This window comes from Collinsella aerofaciens, from assembly GCF_040920445.1.
Classification (GTDB): Bacteria; Actinomycetota; Coriobacteriia; order Coriobacteriales; family Coriobacteriaceae; genus Collinsella; species Collinsella aerofaciens_BH.
Window position 1 is genome coordinate 1 of record NZ_JBCOTQ010000037.1, and the last position, 18,307, is coordinate 18,307.

16 protein-coding genes are annotated in these 18,307 nt (G+C 60.2%); 9 read left to right on the plus strand and 7 right to left on the minus strand.

Translation table 11 applies throughout. The features are described from left to right. The 4 genes from AB5405_RS06770 to AB5405_RS06785 form a co-directional block, all read right to left on the minus strand. Positions 1-1,123 (minus strand): energy-coupling factor ABC transporter ATP-binding protein (locus AB5405_RS06770; protein ID WP_368137977.1); only part of this gene is annotated, 1,123 nt, incomplete at its 3' end. A gap of 213 nt (positions 1,124-1,336) precedes the next feature. Next, a complete protein-coding gene (locus AB5405_RS06775; protein WP_368137978.1) occupies positions 1,337-1,909 on the minus strand; it encodes a hypothetical protein in 573 nt (190 codons plus the stop codon). Positions 1,910-2,317: 408 nt separating this feature from the next. Then, on the minus strand, positions 2,318-4,120 hold the full coding sequence (locus AB5405_RS06780) for a C69 family dipeptidase (RefSeq protein WP_225093418.1): 1,803 nt from the start codon (positions 4,118-4,120) through the stop codon (positions 2,318-2,320). A gap of 410 nt (positions 4,121-4,530) precedes the next feature. Beyond that, complete coding sequence (locus tag AB5405_RS06785) at positions 4,531-5,448, minus strand: diacylglycerol/lipid kinase family protein (RefSeq protein ID WP_006234316.1); 918 nt, start codon at positions 5,446-5,448, stop codon at positions 4,531-4,533. Positions 5,449-5,546: 98 nt separating this feature from the next. On the opposite strand from AB5405_RS06785, the gene rnd reads away from it, so the two are divergent. From rnd to AB5405_RS06820, 7 genes are all read left to right on the plus strand, one after another. Beyond that, positions 5,547-6,680 carry a ribonuclease D gene (gene rnd, locus AB5405_RS06790; protein ID WP_148345575.1) on the plus strand — a complete coding sequence of 378 codons (1,134 nt, stop codon included), beginning with the start codon at positions 5,547-5,549 and terminating at the stop codon, positions 6,678-6,680. Positions 6,681-6,744: 64 nt separating this feature from the next. After that, positions 6,745-7,449 (plus strand): zinc metallopeptidase, encoded by a 705-nt coding sequence (locus AB5405_RS06795; RefSeq protein ID WP_006234314.1) that lies wholly within the window; start codon positions 6,745-6,747, stop codon positions 7,447-7,449. A 115-nt stretch (positions 7,450-7,564) separates the two neighbouring features. Then, a complete protein-coding gene (xseA, locus tag AB5405_RS06800; protein WP_368137979.1) occupies positions 7,565-9,016 on the plus strand; it encodes an exodeoxyribonuclease VII large subunit in 1,452 nt (483 codons plus the stop codon). A 42-nt stretch (positions 9,017-9,058) separates the two neighbouring features. Then, a complete protein-coding gene (gene xseB / locus AB5405_RS06805) occupies positions 9,059-9,325 on the plus strand; it encodes an exodeoxyribonuclease VII small subunit (RefSeq protein WP_006234311.1) in 267 nt (88 codons plus the stop codon). A gap of 49 nt (positions 9,326-9,374) precedes the next feature. After that, positions 9,375-9,710 (plus strand): histidine triad nucleotide-binding protein, encoded by a 336-nt coding sequence (locus AB5405_RS06810; RefSeq protein ID WP_035137921.1) that lies wholly within the window; start codon positions 9,375-9,377, stop codon positions 9,708-9,710. 147 nt (positions 9,711-9,857) lie between these two features. After that, positions 9,858-11,036: an acetate/propionate family kinase gene (locus tag AB5405_RS06815; protein WP_055309796.1), complete on the plus strand. Its 1,179-nt coding sequence runs from the start codon at positions 9,858-9,860 to the stop codon at positions 11,034-11,036. 163 nt (positions 11,037-11,199) lie between these two features. Continuing rightward, complete coding sequence (locus tag AB5405_RS06820; RefSeq protein ID WP_138339777.1) at positions 11,200-12,378, plus strand: acetate/propionate family kinase; 1,179 nt, start codon at positions 11,200-11,202, stop codon at positions 12,376-12,378. A 352-nt stretch (positions 12,379-12,730) separates the two neighbouring features. Here AB5405_RS06820 and pta read toward each other — a convergent pair whose 3' ends face one another. Continuing rightward, positions 12,731-13,711 carry a phosphate acetyltransferase gene (gene pta / locus AB5405_RS06825; RefSeq protein WP_006234296.1) on the minus strand — a complete coding sequence of 327 codons (981 nt, stop codon included), beginning with the start codon at positions 13,709-13,711 and terminating at the stop codon, positions 12,731-12,733. 231 nt (positions 13,712-13,942) lie between these two features. Between pta and glf the strand changes: the two genes are divergently transcribed. Beyond that, on the plus strand, positions 13,943-15,145 hold the full coding sequence (gene glf, locus AB5405_RS06830) for a UDP-galactopyranose mutase (protein WP_368137980.1): 1,203 nt from the start codon (positions 13,943-13,945) through the stop codon (positions 15,143-15,145). After that, positions 15,138-16,169 (plus strand): glycosyltransferase family 2 protein, encoded by a 1,032-nt coding sequence (locus AB5405_RS06835; protein ID WP_006234294.1) that lies wholly within the window; start codon positions 15,138-15,140, stop codon positions 16,167-16,169. The genes glf and AB5405_RS06835 overlap by 8 nt, the downstream gene beginning before the upstream one ends. 372 nt (positions 16,170-16,541) lie before the next feature. Here AB5405_RS06835 and AB5405_RS06840 read toward each other — a convergent pair whose 3' ends face one another. After that, positions 16,542-17,543, minus strand: a complete 1,002-nt coding sequence (locus tag AB5405_RS06840; RefSeq protein WP_349070157.1) for a P1 family peptidase — start codon at positions 17,541-17,543, stop codon at positions 16,542-16,544. Positions 17,544-17,644: 101 nt separating this feature from the next. Continuing rightward, entirely contained in the window at positions 17,645-18,226 is a 582-nt protein-coding gene (locus tag AB5405_RS06845) for a Maf family protein (protein ID WP_368137981.1), read from the minus strand. Positions 18,227-18,307 lie beyond the last annotated feature (81 nt).

The following is an 18,307-nucleotide window of genomic DNA, read 5'->3' on the forward strand; positions in this document are numbered from 1 at the left end:
GTCCCGTGACGCGTACGCTGCCCGAGGCGGGCTTAAGCAGGCCTGTGAGCAGTTTGGTGAGCGTGGTCTTGCCGGCGCCGTTTTGGCCGACGATGCCCACGAGCTCGCCGGGATAGAGGGTCAGGTTGAGGTCGTGGACGGCGGCGCCGCCATTGGGATAGGCAAACTCGACATGGTCGAAGGTGAGTACGGGTTCGGCGTCCTTGGCATGCGGACGCAGCGACGGTGCATGCGGGGAACCGGTGGGCGTCTGGGCTTCGATGGCCGCGTGTGCGGGGTCGACGATGCCCGAAATCAGGCGCTCGGCCTCATCGACATCCAAGCAGGGGGTACCGCTTACCAGGCCATCGGCCTCGAGGCTATTGAAGATACGCGTGACGCGAGGGCAGTCGACGCCGATGGCACGGAGCTCGTCGGTATGCGCGAAGACCTCGTGTGGCTCGCCCTGCAGCGCAATTTCGCCATGGTTGAGCACGAGCACGCGGTTGCAGTACTCCGAGAGCAGGGCGACCTTTTGCTCAACGACGACGATGGTGATTCCAAGTGCGCGGTTTGCCTCACGCAGCGTCTCGAAGACCAACGTGGAGCTGGCGGGGTCGAGTGCCGCGGTGGGCTCGTCGAGAACCAAGACGTGCGGGCGCATGGCGAGGATGGCGGCGATGGCTACCTTTTGCTTCTGTCCGCCCGAGAGCGTGGCGATCTCGCGGTCGCGCAGGTCGCTGATGCCGACGGTCTCGAGCGTTTCGCTCACGCGCTGCTCGATCTGGTCGTGGGGAACGCCAAAGTTCTCGAGGCCAAAGAGCATCTCGTCCTCGACGACCGAAGCGACCATCTGCGTGTCGATATCCTGCAGCACACTGCCAACGATTTGCGACACGTCGGTCAGCGAGGCCTCGCAGGTATCGTGGCCGTCAACCATGACGGACCCAAAGAACGTGCCGGTGTAGTGGTGGGGCACGGCGCCCGACAGGCAGGCGGCAAGCGTGGACTTGCCGGCGCCCGAGGGCCCGATGATGCCGATGAAATCTCCCTTGTTCACGCTGAGCGAGATGTGGCTGAGCGCCTGCTCGGTCTGCGTGCCATAGGAGAACGAGACATCGTCGACGTTGATGATCGTTTCCATGGATACCTTTCATAGTCATTGGGGACGTTCTTACATGACCAGTTGTTTAAGACCGTCCCAAAAAAGCTCGTTGTTTGGGACGGTCTTTGGTGGTGAAGCACGGAGACGGCTTTACGAGGGGCCCCAGGTTGGCGCGAAAGAGGAGCGAAGCGTACTTGGGTACGCGAGCGTCGAATGAACGCCAAGATGGGGTGGCTCGTAAAGCCGAGCGGGTTAGTTGAGCCTAAGGGCCTTCTGGATGGGCATGTAGAGGGCGCCGACCAGAATGGCGTTAAAGACGGCGGTCATGGCGACGACGGGTAGCATGGCGGCGGCGAGCTCGCCGACCACGCCGAGCATGGCCATCTTGATGACCATGAAGATGACGCCGGAGACAAAGGTGGTCAGGAAGGTTGCGACAATGGCGATTGCGGGCTTGACCTGACCGTCCTTGCCGGCGGCGTTGACGATGCCGGCCATGAGCATGGCGGCGATGCCCTCGGCGGCAAAATCGACGAACGGCGAAGTGGCGGTGATCTGGATCACGGCAGCCGAGATGAGGCCAATGACGAGCGCCTGGCCGATGTTGGGGCGAACGACCAGGATGGTGAGGCAGAAGGCCGAGATGATGAACTCGGGGCTGATCATGCCGCCCGAGATGCCTGAGATGGCCTTGCCGACGGTGAAGTTGAGGATGAAGCCGGCGGCGAGCAGGATGGCGAGCAGGACGAGAGCGCGGACGTCGAGTTTGCCGCGGTCGGCGGTCTGGACGGTGCGGGGCTGGGTGGCGGTGGTGTTCTGAGACATGGTGAAAATCCTTTCTGAAGGGAAGCGCAGGGGAAAAGCGGAGGCGCGTGATGCGAATGCGATCGGGCTCGAGATAGAAAAAGGCCCCCGGTCGAAACCGGAGGCCTTCCAATCACCTAGAGCGCAAAAACAGGCGTGAGGGACTCACTGTCGACCGATCGTATTCGCATCACGCCACCACCAGTTGTTGAGAGACTTCATCGTGTTCTTCATGTTGGTGGCTCCTTTCGTGATGCCGTGGCGCGGTCGCACCTAGTTGCTGTTGCGCTGCACTATAGCACAGCGAAGTGTGTGCGGGGAAATCTTTTTTGAAAAGATTTCAGGCGGGTTTCCCGCCGGTCAAAAGAGCGGGCTGAGCGGGCGAGGCTGCCATCGCTGCCTTGCCCGCTCAGCTAGGACATGAGGGCCTTAGGCCTTCTTGCGACGATAGATCACGTAGGCGCAGACACCGATGATGACGACGGCGCCAACGGCCATGGCGGCCATGTTGTTGCCCTCGGACTTCTCCTCGGTGACCTCTTCCTCTTCGGCCTCGGGCTCGGCCACGTCCTCATCGGAAAGGGCCTCGTCGGCGTAGGTGATGGACTCGACCAGGCAGTTGTTGTCAACATCGTAGTCACTCGGGACGAACTCCTCGGAGAAATCGCCCTCCTGGAGGTAGTCGCGCATCTCCTCGAGCATGGCCTTGCACTTAACATAGGTGTTCTTGGTTGCAGCCTTGCCGGCCTTGTTGGCCAGGGCGGTGCGGGCTTCGGTGCCTTCTTCGGCCTGCATGGCCTCGTCGACGGTCAGGTTCTGCTCGATGAGTTCCTTCTGCAGGGCGTCGAGATAGGCGCGGACGCCGGTGGCGCAGTGGTCGCGGTTCTCATAGGCGAGCGTGTTGATGTCCATGAGGACGTAGTTGATGGAGTTCTTGGGCTCCTCGTTGTTCACGACGTCTTCCTCTTCGCAGTGATCGAAGGGGACATCCTGATCGCTGAAGTAGGGGCTGACCTCGGTGAGCAGTGCGGAGTAGAGGGGGATGGCGACGGAGAACTCAGCGTTGGAGAGCATCTCCCACTGGATGGTCGCGATCTCGGGATCCATGCCGTGACGGATCTGGAAGGTGTGGATCTCGGTGTTGCGGTTGGAGCCGATGGCATAGGCGCCGTCGGTGTTGGCGTTGAGGCCGGCGACATTCTCGCCGCGAGCGGCGAAGGAACGAATCATCTCAAAGGTGTTCCAGTCGGACTTGCCGGGCTGAAAGAACAGCGGCTGCATCTCGTGGACCAGGGCGCCGGTCGTGGCGCGAGCCTCTTCGCGCTCGTCCTTGACGATCTCGTAGTCAGTGCCTTCAGCCAGCGGGGCCATGAAGTAATCGCGACCCTGGATATAGCGCGACCACTGGTGCATACCGGCCTCGTCGATCTTCTCGCCGTAGGTCTTGGCGACGTCGAACTTGCCGTCGGTGTACTCGGCAAAGCCCTTCTCCTTAGGCATGGACTCGATGCCCTCGGAATGGAGACAGTTCTCGGTGTCATCGAGGTCGACGTTATAGGTGAGGTTGCCGATGTTGGGGTTGAGCGAGGCGATGTCATCGGCGAGCTTCATAGCAATCCACTGATGGCCGGAAAGCGCGGCGAACAACCAGGTCTCGGTGCTGTCGGCGATGATGATCTGATCGTTGGAGCAGACGCCCTGCTCGTCGATCAGGCTGCCGATGAGCTCGACGCCCTCGCGGGCCGTGGCGCTCTCGCCCAGGATGACGCTGGCATAGCTGTATTCGCCAATGCCGGTCTCCTCGGTGATGGGGTCGGCCTCTTCGGCCTTCTCGTTATAGGAGGTGCTCAACGTGGCAGAGCAGGAGACGCCCTTCTCGTTGATGCCGGCCTCGGAATATGCGTCGTAGCGATCTTCCCACTGCGAGGGGTTGTCGCGAACGAAGGTGTAGCGGTAGGTTGCGCCCTTGGACTTGTACTCAAAACCGGACTCGACCGAGGTGTACTCGTTGCCGTCCTTGTGTGCGGGCTCAATGCCAAAATGCTTGACATAGCGCGGACCGAAGTCCTCGGAACGGCCGTAGTACGTGTTGCCGTCTGCCGTGAGCTTGCTGCCCATGTAGATCTGGGTGCAGGCGAGTGCCGAAGTCGGCATGGCCATGATGGCCGCTGCTCCAAACGCAAGGCCGCAGCCGAGCTTTTTGAGCGTGTTGACAGGATGAGTAAACCTCATAATCCCTCCCAACCGTTGAAACCCTGCGGAACCGTGCAGGATTTCAGCTAATAAATACATCTATTAGCCTATAGGAAGTCTAAAGAGTATTCATCTAATTCGATGAAGTACTCGATGAGCGTCCTAAAATATGCGATGAGCGGATAAAAATACTCATTTTGTAGCTTTAGTTAAATAAAGGCACCCTGCAATTACTGTACCTGAATAAAGCGCCTTGCACGGGGCACAAAGAAAAATCCCCCGCTGCTTGGCAAATGCATAAACAGCAGGGGAGACGATAATTGGATGAATATCATGCCAATGTGGAATTACTTCTTCCGGCGGTGGATTACGTTGATCGCATAGCCGACGAGCATGGCCAAAACGATGATGATAAAGCCGAGCAGGGGATTGTCGTTCATAGGGTCCTCTTATTTTCCGAGCGGGGAGAATTCGTCGACGATGAGGTCGAGGCATTGTGGAAGCGCGCGGGCTCCAAAGACGCCCGAATTGCTGGAGATAATCTCGCCATCGAACTGCATGCCCAGCGACGGGGTGCAGGTGATCTTGGCTTCCTTGGTCTGGATGATCTTGAACTGCGGGCGCCCGAGTACCTTGCCGGCGGGGTCAAGCGCAGCGGTGATCACGGTAGGCAACAGCTGCACGGTGCGCACGGGTTCGATGACCGCAATGTCGACCATGCCATCGTTCATGCGGCAGTCGGGGAACAGGTTGATGTCGTTTTGGATGACCGAGGTGTTGCCGGCCATGCAGCAGATGCCGTCGAGCTCCTCGACAATGCCGTCATGCTCAATCGTAAAGTGCGCTACCGTAGGGTTGGGCGTGGCGAGCGCAGAGAGGAAGTAGGCGATCTCGCCGATGTCGTTTTTGGTGGGGGCGGCCTTCATCATGATCTCGGCGTCGAAGCCCGAGCCGGCGATGATGATAAAGCCGTGGCGCTTCTCGTTGCCGTTCTCGTCGAGCCAAAAGAGCTCGCCCATGTCCACTTTGACCGTGCGACCGGCGCGGCAAGCCTTGGCAAGCGCCGCTGCCTCGGGGGCATTGCCGATGTTGTTGAAGAACAGGCAGGCTGTGCCGGAGGGGAAGACGAGCGTGGGGACACCGCATCCGCGCATCTGGTCGAGCACGTTGGAGACGGTGCCGTCGCCGCCCGAAACGACCACGCGATCAAACTCGCGCACGTCTGCCACGGCGTCCTCGGGTTCCATGCCATCGCCGATAAAGCGCATCACGACCTCGTCGCCGCCCTGTGCAAGGGCGTGCGTGAATGCGAAGATTTCATCTGAGCTGGGGCCCGATGCCGGGTTGTGGATGATAAGGCAGCGCATACTTACGTTCCCGTTCTGTGACTAACCGAGTATAGTTGTAAGGCAATGCCGATATCCTACCCGTGTTTTTCGGGCCTAACCTTATTCGATGGGTTGATATGTACATTTCCACACATCAGGCTCTACTCGACTTTTGCCAGCGCGCCCGTGAGTTCGACGCGATTGCCGTCGATACCGAGTTTTTGCGCGAGCGCACGTTCCATCCGCGTCTATGTTTGGTTCAGATTGCCACCCCTGCTGAGAGCGTCGCGGTCGATCCCCTGGTAATCGACGACCTATCGCCGCTGGCCGAGCTTATGGCCGACGAGAGCGTGACCAAGGTCTTCCACGCGTGCTCGCAGGATATGGAGGTCATGCTCCATACCGTGGGCGTGCTGCCACGACCGATTTTCGATACGCAGGTCGCCGCCGCCTTTTTGGGCGAGCGCCAGCAGATTTCGTATGGCGCGCTTGTTCAGACGTTCTGCGGCGTATCGCTGCCCAAGACCGAGTCACTGACCGACTGGTCGCGCCGCCCGCTGACCGATAAGCAGATTGAGTATGCGATCGATGACGTCAAGTACCTGATCGTCGCCTATACCGAGATGATGAGCCGCCTGCGCGAGCTGGGCCGTGTGGACTGGGTGCTCGACGAGCTGCGCCCGCTGGCTGACGAGTCGCACTATCGCGCCGATCGCCACGAGGCGTTCCGCAAGGTCAAGCGCATCAATTCGTGCAGCCGTCATCAGCTGGGTATCGCGCGCGAGCTCGCCGCCTGGCGCGAGGACCGCGCCGAGCGGCGCAACATCCCACGCAAGTGGGTCATGTCCGACGACACGCTGCTAGCGCTCGTTAAGCGCAATCCCGTGCGCGTTGAGGAGTTCCGTAGCATTCGCGGTACCGATCAATTGGGGGAGCGCGACGTGGACGGTGCGCTCATGGCCATCAAGCGCGGTGCGAGCTGTCCGCACGATCGCCTGCCGCTCTTGGTGCGCGGACATCGTCAGATTTCGCCGGAGCTGGAGAGCGTGACTGACCTTATGTATGCGCTTATCCGCCTGGTTGCCGAGCGCTCAGGCGTTGCGACCTCGGTCATTGCCTCGCGCGATGACCTGGCCGACTACATTGAGCATCCCGAGCAGAGCCGCCTGCGCGAAGGTTGGCGCTTTGAGCTTGTGGGCTCGCGCCTGGACGATCTGCTTTCCGGCAATATGGGGTTGACGGTGAAGGACGGCAAAATCGAGCTCCTGTAGGGAAGCCTAGCCGGTTGAGTGGGTAAAATGCCTCCAACGTGTAACTCGACTCGGAGGAATTCGCATGCCTTATTACTATGGATACGGCTTTGGCATCGACCCGCTGTACCTGCTGGTTGTTCTTGTCTGCACGGTGCTTGGCCTTGCCGCACAGAACTATATCAACTCGACGTACAAAACCTGGTCCAAGGTTCGCTCGGACGGCGATACGGGTGCCACAGTCGCTCGCCGCATGCTCGATGCCAACGGTTGTAGCGCCGTGGGTATCAAGGGTGTCGCTGGCGAGCTCACCGACCATTACAACCCGCAGGACAACAACCTGTATCTGTCGGATGCCAACCGTTCGGGCGGTTCGGTCGCAAGCGTTGCCGTCGCCTGCCACGAGGCGGGCCATGCCGCCCAGCGTCAAAGCGGCTATGCCATGATGAAAGTGCGTACCGCCCTCGTGCCGGTCGTCAACTTTACCCAGAACACCTGGACCATCGTGTTACTCTTGGGCCTGTTTATGAACATTGCCGGGCTCACGACCCTCGCGTTGATTTTCTTCTCGTTTAGTGTGCTGTTCCAACTCGTTACGTTGCCTGTCGAGATTGACGCCAGCCGACGTGCTGTGGCGTACATCGAGCAGTCGGGCATGAGCTCCAAGCAGGTCAACGGCGCCAAGAAGGTACTGACGGCAGCCGCGCTTACCTATGTGGCTGCAGCGCTCACTTCGATCATTCAGTTGCTCTACCTTATGGCTCGCTACAACAGAAACTCCAACCGATAACAAATGGGACAGGCAGGCGCCGCGGGGATTCGTGTCCTCGCGGCGCTGTACTATGTGTTGGACTTAATTTCGCACGGGGCCGGAGCCTCTGTGCTCGATAACGAAAGGAGGCTGCGTGGCAGGCTGGAACCTAACCGGTAATGCCGTTTCCGCCGAGTTCGACGGTTCGGACGAGCAAGAGCGCAAGGAGCTCAGCGTGAGCCAGGCGGTGGAGATCGCCGCCGGTGCGCTCGATGCCATTCCGCAGCTGAGCGTCTTGGGCGAGGTCACGGGTTTTCGTGGTCCTAACGCCCGAAGCGGCCACTGCTATTTCCAGATCAAGGACGATTCGGCCGCCGTTGACTGCATCATTTGGAAGGGTGCCTATCTCAAGCGCACGTTCGATCTGCGCGACGGTATGCAGGTGAGCTTTAAGGGCAGCTTCAATCTCTATAAGGCTACGGGCCGCATGAGCTTTGTCGCTCGCTCGTTTTCGCTGGCGGGGGAGGGTCTGCTGCGTCAACAAGTGGCGCAACTGGCCGAAAAGCTACGCCGTGAGGGTCTGATGGACGAAGCGCGCAAGCGCCGCATCCCGGTGTTCTGCTCCCGCGTGGCGGTCGTCACCTCGCTTTCGGGTGCCGTAATCGACGACGTCAAGCGCACATTGCGTCGTCGCAACCCGCTCGTCGAGCTCGTCTGCGTGGGTGCCAAGGTACAAGGCGAGGGTGCGCCGACAGAGCTCATTGAGGACCTGCGCCGCGCCGCTTCCATTACGCCGGCGCCCGACTGTATTTTGTTGGTGCGCGGCGGCGGCTCCTTTGAGGACCTCATGACCTTTAATGACGAGGAGCTTGCCCGCGCGGTGGCGGCTTGTCCCGTGCCCGTGGTGACCGGCATTGGCCATGAGCCCGATACCTCGATTTGCGACATGGTGAGCGACCGTCGCGCCTCCACGCCTACGGCGGCGGCCGAATCGGTGGCGCCGGCTATGACGGAGTTGGCCGATGTGCTCGAGGCGCGCTATCAACGTCTGGGTGCTGCGATGGCATCGATGATTGGGTCGGCCCAGGTCGACCTGGAGATGCTCGATCAGCGCGGTCGCCGTGCCTGGGATACCTATACGGCTCGCTTGGGCGATGCGCTCGATGCGGCTGCGTGCCGCCCGTGCCTCAACGACCCAACGTTTATGGTTGAGCGTCGCGAGTCTGAGCTTGCCCTGACGGCCGATCGTTTGTCCGGCGCCATAACGCGTTCGGTTGGGGCATTCCGCTCCAACTTTGAGCGTCTGCCCGAGCGCTTGATCGCAAGCACCTCAGGACTCGATGGCAAGCGCCATGCGCTCACGCTCGCAAGCTCCCGCCTGGAGCATCAGGGGCGCACGATGCTCAACAAGCCAGCATCCGACCTGGGCCGTGCGGCAGCCTCGCTCGATGCCCTGTCGCCGCTCAAGGTGCTTGCCCGTGGTTATTCCATCGCGTACAGCGATGATGGGGTGGCCACGAGCGCCAAGACCTTTAAGCCCGGTGACGCCATTCGCGTGCGCATGGCAGACGGCAACGTGGCGGCAACGGTCGATACGGTCGAGTAGGCCGCGTTTCATAGCGATAAACCTTTAGGAAAGGAAACAGATATGGCAGAGAAGACCCCGGTCGAGCAGCTTACGTACAAGCAGGCTTCACAGGAGTTGGAGCTCATCATCCGCAGCTTGGAGTCGGGCGATATGGAGCTCGAGGAGTCGCTTGAGAGCTATACCCGCGGCGTCGAGCTCCTCAAGAGCCTGCGTACCCGCTTGTCCGATGCCGAGCAGAAGGTCTCGGTGCTCCTGAAGGACGTCGACGGCAACGACGTGCTCGCCGACGGCGAAGCCGCCAACACCGACGACAACCTTTCGTTCTAACCATCCCGACCAAATATAATTACCTTGGTCTGTGAGAAAGGAACCAACCATGTGTGATTGCATCTTCTGCAAAATTGCCAACCACGAGATCCCCTCGACCGTCGTCTACGAGGATGACCAGGTCATCGCGTTCGACGACCTCAATCCCCAGGCGCCGGTCCACACGCTCGTGATCCCCAAGAAGCACTACAGTGACATCGCCGATAACGTGCCCGCCGAGACCATGGGCGCCATGGCCCACGCCATCCAGGAGGTCGCCAAGGCCAAGGGTCTGGAGGACGGTTTCCGCGTCATCTCCAACAAGGGCGTCAACGCCGGTCAGACCGTCATGCACTTCCACATGCACGTCCTCGGCGGCAAGAACCTGGGCGAGAACCTCATCTGAGGGCGCTTTTTCCTTGCAATGAAACGGAAGCTCAAGCACCGATAACTTATATATCAACGCAATAAACCCGAGCGCGAGGGCGTTTGGGTTTATTATTGAAGCGTATGTAACCTGGCGGCGCCACACCGCCTGTTAGTAGGGAGACACATGAACGTTCTGGTCGTCAACGCAGGATCTTCGACCCTTAAGTATCAGGTCATCGATACCAAGTCCCACAAGGTGTCCGCAAAGGGCTCCTGCGAGCGCGTCTGCTTTACCGGCGGTACCTTCACCCACGCTGCCAACGGTTCCAAGAAGGTGACCGAGAACATCGAGTTCCCCGACCACAAGGTCGCCATCGAGGTCGTCCTGAAGGACCTTGAGGCCAACGGCGTCAAGATCGAGGGCATCGGCCACCGTATCGTTCAGGGCGGTTGGTACTTTGGTGATTCCTCCCTCGTCGACGAGGACGTCCTCGCCAAGATTCGCGAGGTCGCCCCGCTGGCGCCGCTGCACAACAACCCCGAGGCCAACGTTATCGAGTACTGCCTGGAGCAGTATCCCGATCTGCCCAACGTCACGGTCTACGACACCGCTTTCCACTTCAACATGCCCGAGGTCGCCAAGACCTACGCCCTTCCCAAGGATGTTTGCGACAAGCTGCACATCCGTAAGTACGGCGCCCACGGCACCAGCTATCGCTACATCTCCAAGAAGGTCGCCGAGATGACCAACGGCGAGGCCCGCAAGGTCGTCGTGTGCCATATCGGCTCCGGCGCTTCCCTGTGCGCCATCGAGGACGGCAAGTGCATGGACACCACCATGGGCTTGACGCCGCTCGACGGCGTCATGATGGGCACCCGCTGCGGCTCCATCGACCCGGCTACCGTGTGCTACCTGCAGCGCGAGGGTGGCTACACCTTCGACGAGGTCGACGAGATGATGAACAAGAAGTCCGGCCTTTTGGCTGTGACCGGCGGCAAGACCAACGACTGCCGCAACGTCGAGGAGCTCGCCGCCGCTGGTGACCCCGATGCTCAGCTCGCCTTCGACATGTTTGTCTACAAGATTGCCGCCAAGGCTGCCGAGATGGCTACTTCTATGTGCGGTATGGACACCCTGGTCTTTACTGCCGGTATCGGCGAGCACGCTCCGGCTGTTCGCGCCGGCGTTGCCGACCGTCTGGCCTTTATGGGCGTCAAGATGGATCATGCCCGCAACGCCCTGCGTGGTGACGGCGCTTGGTGCCTGTCTGCCAAGGATTCCAAGGTCAAGATTTTCGTCATCCCCACGGACGAGGAGTTCATGATCGCTTCCGACGTCGAGCGCATCGTCAACGGCAAGTAATTGCAAGAGGGGAGGGGCTGGACGACCGAGCGCCGTTCGGCCCCTCTTTTGCGCTCGTTGGGCGATATGCTGATAGCTATTTATCAAGATATGATAACTTCTTATTAAAATGCGGCCGCCTTAAGGGGCCTGCGTCGACCGTATTGCACTGCGAAGGAGTCTCATGAACGTACTTGTTGTCAACGCCGGCAGCTCAAGCCTTAAATATCAGCTTTTGGATACCGATACCCGCAAGGTTTTCGCCAAGGGCAACTGCGAGCGTATCGGATCGGACATGGGCATCTTTGGCCACTCCGAGAACGGTGGCGCTAAGCAGACCGAGGAGGTCCCTTTCCCCGATCATCGCTCTGCTATCGCTCGCGTGCTCGAGGAGCTCGAGAAGACCGACTTTACGATTGATGGCATTGGGCATCGTATCGTTCAGGGCGGCTGGCACTTCGATGATTCCGCGGTCGTCGACGATGAGGTCATGGCTAAGATCCTTGAGGTGGCCCCGCTCGCTCCGCTGCACAATTACGGCGAGGCCGCAGCAATCGAATATTGCCGCGAGAAGTATCCGGAGCTGCCCAACGTGGCCGTCTTCGACACCTCGTTCCACATGACCATGCCCGAGGTCGCCTACACCTACGCGCTGCCCAAGGACGTGTGCGACAAGTACCACGTGCGCAAGTACGGCGCACACGGTACGAGCCACCGCTACGAGTGGATGATGGCCAAGGAGATCCTGGGCTCGCGCTGCCACCGCCTGCTTTCGTGCCATCTGGGCAACGGTGCTTCGCTTGCCGCCATTGAGGACGGCGTGTGCCGCGACACCACGATGGGCCTCACGCCGCTTGACGGCCTGATGATGGGCACTCGCTGTGGTTCCATTGACCCGGCTACCGTGTGCTACCTCCAGCGCGAGGGCGGCTACAGCTATCAGGAAGTTGATGACATGATGAACAAGCAGTCTGGTCTGCTTGCCATCTCGGGCATCTCCAACGACGCCCGCGACATCCGCACGCGCGCCTCCGAGGGCGACGAGCGCTGCCTGCTCGCCTTCGATATGTTCGCCTATAAGGCCATGCAGCAGGCCGGTTCCATGATCGCTTCCATGGCGGGCGTGGACACCATTACCTTTACCGCCGGCATCGGCGAGAACGACTGGTCGATCCGCAAGGCCTTCTGCGACTGCTTTGAGTGGCTGGGCGTGCGCATCGACAACAACAAGAACCGCGAGGCCGTGGGCAACGGCCCACAGGTCATCAGCGCCGCCGGCTCTTCCGTCACGGTTATGGTCATCCCCACCGACGAGGAATACATGATCGCCCACGACGTCGAGCGCCTGACCAAGAACAACTAACGCGCGCATTTGCAAGTAAACGAAAGGCCTCCAAAGCAACAGCTCCGGAGGCCTTTTTGCTAGCAGGCGGAAATACCAGTCCCAAAGTGACCATCGCCAGTAACGCCTGCACTCCCAGCAACGGCACCCGGCCATCCAGATCTTCAGCCTCAGCTCGTAGCCAAGCCGCCGTCCACTCCAGATGCCCTAATTGCTACGTAGCGGTAGAAGGCCGTACGGGCTAACCCCTGAAAACAATCCGCAGACCAGAAACGCCCCCGTTCGTAGCTCCGAAGGAGCAGAACGGGGGCGTTTCATTGGTCGAGGACGTTTTCAGGGGTTAGCCCGTACGGCCTTCGGGCGAGTGCGTACGCTACTCAGCCATCTGAGCCTGGACGGCGGTGATGGCCACGACACCCACGATGTCGTCAGCAGAGCAGCCGCGCGACAGATCGTTGACCGGCTTGGCGATGCCCTGCAGGATGGGGCCGTAGGCGTCGGCGCCGGCGAAGCGCTGGACCAGCTTGTAGCCGATGTTGCCGGCCTCGAGGTCGGGGAACACGAGCACGTTGGCCTTGCCGGCAACGGAGGAGCCGGGAGCCTTGAGCTGGGCGACAGTGGGGACGATAGCGGCATCGAGCTGCAGGTCGCCGTCGATGGCGAGCTCGGGAGCCTTCTCCTTGCAGAACTTTACGGCCTCTTGGACCTTCTTGGCGACCTCGCCGCCGGCGGAGCCCATGGTGGAGTAGGAGAGCATGGCCACGTGCGGCTCAACGTTGCCCATGAAGGTGGACCAGGAGTGAGCGGAGGCGATGGCGATCTCGGAGAGCTCGTCGGAGGACGGGTTGATGTTGAGGCCGCAGTCGGCGAAGATCAGCGTGCCGTCGGTGCCGAACTGCGGGGTGTCGGTGCACATCACGAAGAAGGCCGAGACCAGCTTGGTGCCCGGGGCGGTCTTGAGGATCTGAAGTGCAGGGCGCAGGGTGTCGGCGGTGGAGTGGCAGGCGCCGGAGACCAGGCCGTCGGCGTCGCCCATCTTGACCATCATGGTGCCAAAGTAGGTGGCGTCCATCACCTGGGCGCGAGCCTGCTCGATGGTAACGCCCTTCTTGGCGCGGAGCTCAGCAAACTTCTGCGCATACTCCTCGTGCTTCTCGGCATTGCGCGGGTCGATGACGGTAGCGCCGGGAACGTTGATCTCGTCGGGGTTGCCCAGGATGACGATCTTTGCCAGGCCCTCCTCGATGATTTTCGTGGCCGCGACGATAGTGCGCGGATCCTCGCCCTCGGGCAGGACGATCGTCTTAAGGTCGGCCTTGGCGGCAGACTTCATACGGTTTAGGAAATCGCTCATGTTACTCCTTACAAGCGTTTCGCTAAGCTCCAGGCACCCGGCTGTTCACGAATAAACCCGCTGCTAGCGGGTTTACCTTTCAATTATGTACGCCGCGGTGCTTGAGCTTTCCTTGTGTGGCAAGCTCATTATAGGACGCATTAGCGCTATAATCGCTCTGATAAATATGTCTCGAAGAATGTTCGAGAAAAGCCCAGCTAACGAGCCCGTGGCTTTTGACAAGGAGTATCGATGCAGATTACCTCAGGCCTGCCTGAAGGCTTTAACGCCGGCGCGTACGACATGATTGTCGTCGGTGCTGGATATGCCGGTGCCGTTTGCGCCCGCCGTCTTGCCGAGACCATCGGCTATCGTGTTGCCGTTTTGGAGCGCCGTAGCCACATTGCGGGCAATGCCTATGACTGCACTGACGAGGCCGGAATCCTGATTCACGAGTACGGTCCGCATATCTATCACACCTTTAACGAGCGCGTGCACAATTTCCTGTCGCGCTTTACCAAGTGGACGGATTATCAGCACAAGGTGCTCGCCAACATCAACGGTACCCTTATGCCCGTGCCCTTCAACCATGCGAGTCTCAAGTTCGCCTTTGGTGACGAGCGCGGCGAGGAGCTGTATCAGAAGCTCGTGGAGACCTTTGGCAAGGATGTCAAGGTGCCCATTATGGAGCTGCGTAAGAAGAACGACCCGGATCTTGCCGAGGTCGCCGATTACGTCTACGAGAACGTCTTTTTACATTACACCATGAAGCAGTGGGGCCAGACGCCCGATCAGATCGATCCCTCGATCACCGGCCGCGTTCCCGTCTTTGTGGGCGATGATGACCGCTACTTCCCGCAAGCTCCCTTCCAGGGCATGCCGCAGGAGGGCTACACGGCGCTCTTTGAGCACATGCTCGACCACGACCTGATCGACGTGTTCTGCGACGTGGACGCCCGTGACCTCTTTGAAATCGACGAGACTACCGTCAAGATCGACGGCAAGGTCTATGGTGGCGAGATCGTCTACACCGGTCCGCTCGATGAGCTGTTCAATCTCGATCTGGGCGCGCTACCGTACCGCACGCTCGACATGAAGTTCGAGACGCTCGATATGGACCAGTTCCAGCCCGTGGGCACCGTCAACTACACCACGAGCGAGGACTACACGCGCATTACCGAGTTCAAGAACATGACCGGTCAGATCCTGCCCGGCAAGACCACCATCATGAAGGAGTATTCCAAGGCCTATACGCCCGGCTCGGGCGAGACGCCGTACTACGCCATTCTTGAGCCCGAGAACCGTGAGCTCTATGAGCGCTATCTTGAGCGCGTCCAGAACCTGACGAACTTCCACCCGGTGGGTCGTCTGGCCGAGTATCGTTACTACGATATGGACGCTGTGACCAATTCCGCCCTCGATCTTTCGGATGAGATTATCGCCTGCCATGCATAAAGTCATAACATTCGGTATTCCCTCGTATAACGCCGCCAAGGACATGGACCATTGCATCACCTCCATCTTGGAGGGGAGCAATTACGCCACCGATATCGAGATTATCGTAGTGGACGACGGCTCCAAGGACGAGACGGCCGATAAGGCCGACGAGTGGGAGGCACGTTATCCCGGTATCATTCGCGCGGTGCACCAGGAGAACGGCGGCCACGGTATTGCCGTCCTTTCGGGTCTGCGCGAGGCACAGGGCACCTACTACAAGGTCGTCGACTCGGATGACTGGCTCGATGCTGCGGCTCTTTCGACTATGCTGTCGATTCTGCGTGGCTTTGAAGAGCGTGACCAGCGCGTTGACCTGTTTATCTCGAACTACGTGTACGAGAAGGTTTACGAGGGCACGCATACCGCTATTGGCTACAAATTTGCCCTGCCGCGCAAAAAGATCTTTTCCTGGGATCAGATCGGTCATTTCCGCCTGGACCAGAACCTACTCATGCACAGCCTGTGCTATCGCACGGATGTGCTGCGCGAGTCCAACCTTCCCATGCCGCCGCACACGTTCTATGTGGACAACATCTACGCCTACGTGCCGCTGCCGCGTTGCAAGACCATGTACTACGCCGACATCGACCTCTATCGCTACTTTATCGGTCGCGAGGGCCAGAGTGTCAACGAGGCCACGATGGTCAAGCGTCTGGACCAGCAGTTCCGTGTGACGCGCATCATGATGGAGTCGTACCACCTGTACAGCGATGTTGAGTCGTCGCGTCTGCGCTCGTACATGATGGGCTATTTCACCATGATGATGGCGATCTGCTCGGTGCTCACCAAGCTTTCCGAGGAAGATTGCGCCGACGAGCGCCTAAAGACGCTGTGGAATGATTTGAAGGCCTACGACGAGCGCATGTATCGTCGTGCCCGCTACGGCGTGGTCGGGTTCTTCACCAATCTGCGCGGACGGGCCGGAGACAAAACCACACTCGGCCTATACCGTCTTGCCTCAAAGATCTTCAAATTCAACTAGCTGCCGAGTAATCGCTGCTGATAGGTTGACTGGGCCCCTTGGCCTTTAGTTTGCTACTGCGAACAGTCCTGCTCGCACGGAAAGCACATTAAGTGCTTTCCGGCTCGTGCGGAACTTGTATCAAACTAAAGGCCAAGGGGCCTCTGCTATAAGAATCGATTGTCAGGCTGCCTGAATTTGAAGATCTTCGACGCGCGGTACACAGGGGCCTGGGCTGAAAAGAATCTGGTTGGTAGGTTGCCCGGTGGGGCTTGGTTATGTTTGTCGCGAGTTCCGCACGAGCCGAAGAGCACTTAATGTGCTCTTCGTGCGAGCCAGGACTGTAGAGCAGCAAACATAACCAAGCCCCACCGGGCAACCGGTCAGGTTAGGCTACTTCGCGGCGCCGGGGATGCCGTGGGAGGTTTTGGCGGTTTTGGCTCCGTTTACGATGGCGGTTTCCAAGGCCCTTACGGCGAGCATGCCCAGCAGGTCTAGGGGAACGGCGGCGCTTGCCTGGGCGCCCAGTTTGCCGCTGGCGAGGGTGTAGATGGTGTCGCCGTCGTTGGTGGTGTGCGTGGGACGGATGGCGTGTGCGTAGGCGTCTGCGGCCATCTGGGAGACCTTGGTGGCTTGTGCCTTAGTGAGTTCCACGTTGGTGACGATGCAGCTGATGGTGGTGTTGGTGCGGTCGAGCGGCATCTGCATGGATCCGGCGGCGGCAAAGGCTGCGAGTTCCATGTCGACGATCTGGTCGCTATCGGCCGCGGCGCGCATACCGGCGACCCACTCGCCGGTGAAGGGGTCGACAACGTTGCCGCAGGCGTTGACCGAGACCACGGCGCCCACCTTGATGGGGCCGAGTGCCACGGCGGCAGCTCCAAGGCCGGCCTTCATGCAGGTGGCGGGCCCCATGAGCTTACCCACGGTGGCGCCCGTGCCGGCGCCTACGTTGCCCTGTTCGAGCTTGGTGGGGGTGTGGTCGAGTGCTTCGCACACGGCGGCGATGCCGGCCTCAATGTCGGGGCGCACGGTGGGGTCGCCAAAGGCAAGGTCGAAGATGCAGCTGGAGCACACGATAGGCACCTGCGTGGGGCCGACGGGAAGGCCGATGCCGCGGCTCTCAAGCTCGCGAGCGACGCCGCTTGCAGCCTCGAGGCCAAAGGCCGATCCGCCCGAAAGGCAGACGGCGTGGACCTTGTCGACGGTGTTCTCAGGTCGCAGCAGGTCGGTTTCGCGCGAAGCGGGAGCACCGCCGCGAACGTCAACACCGCCGGTGGCGCCCTCGGGTGCCACGATTACGGTGCAACCGGTGCCGGCCTCCTCGTCCGTATAGTTGCCATAGCAAAAGCCATCGACATCGCAGACGTCAATGGCCTCGAGCAGTGTATCCATGTTTAACTCCTATCGGTTTTCCGCCGCGCCTTGTGCCCGGTCGGGATCCGTACGGTACGCCAAAATTGTAGGCGCCGGGGGATACCCAGCGCCAGATGCAATTACGAGAGTTTTTGAATCGCGCGCGCGACGCGGGCGATGGGTAGGCCCACCACGTTATAGAAGTCGCCCGAAATATCGTGCACGAGCATGCGTCCTCCTGTGCCCTGAATGCCGTAGGCGCCGGCCTTGTCCATGGGCTCACCCGAGGCGACGTAGTGCTCGATCTGCTCGTCGGTGAGCTCGTAGAACGTCACGTCGGTCGCATCGACAAAGGACAGGCTTTCGGCGGCATGCGGGGCGGCCGTATCGCCTGCCTTAACGATGCAGACGCCGGTTGCGACCTGGTGCGTGCGGCCCGAAAGCTCACGGAGCATAGTGCGCGCCTCGTCCTCGGTTGCCGGCTTGCCCAGAATCTTGCCGTCAAAGGTGACGATGGTGTCGGCCGCGACCGTCAGCTCATTGGGCTCGGCATACTCGGCAGCAACGGCAGCCGCCTTGGCGCGTGCCAAGCGCTCGACAAGCGTGAGCGGGGCCTCGCCATCAAAGGGCGTTTCGTCGATATCCGCGGGAATCACGCGAATGTTGTAGCCTGCCTCGCGCATCAGCTCTATGCGGCGCGGCGATTGCGAAGCCAAAATCATAGTTGGATGCCCTCGGCGACCTTCTCGACGGCCTTGTCGCCGGCGAGCGTGCGCAGCAGCTCCAATGCAAAGGGGAGGGAC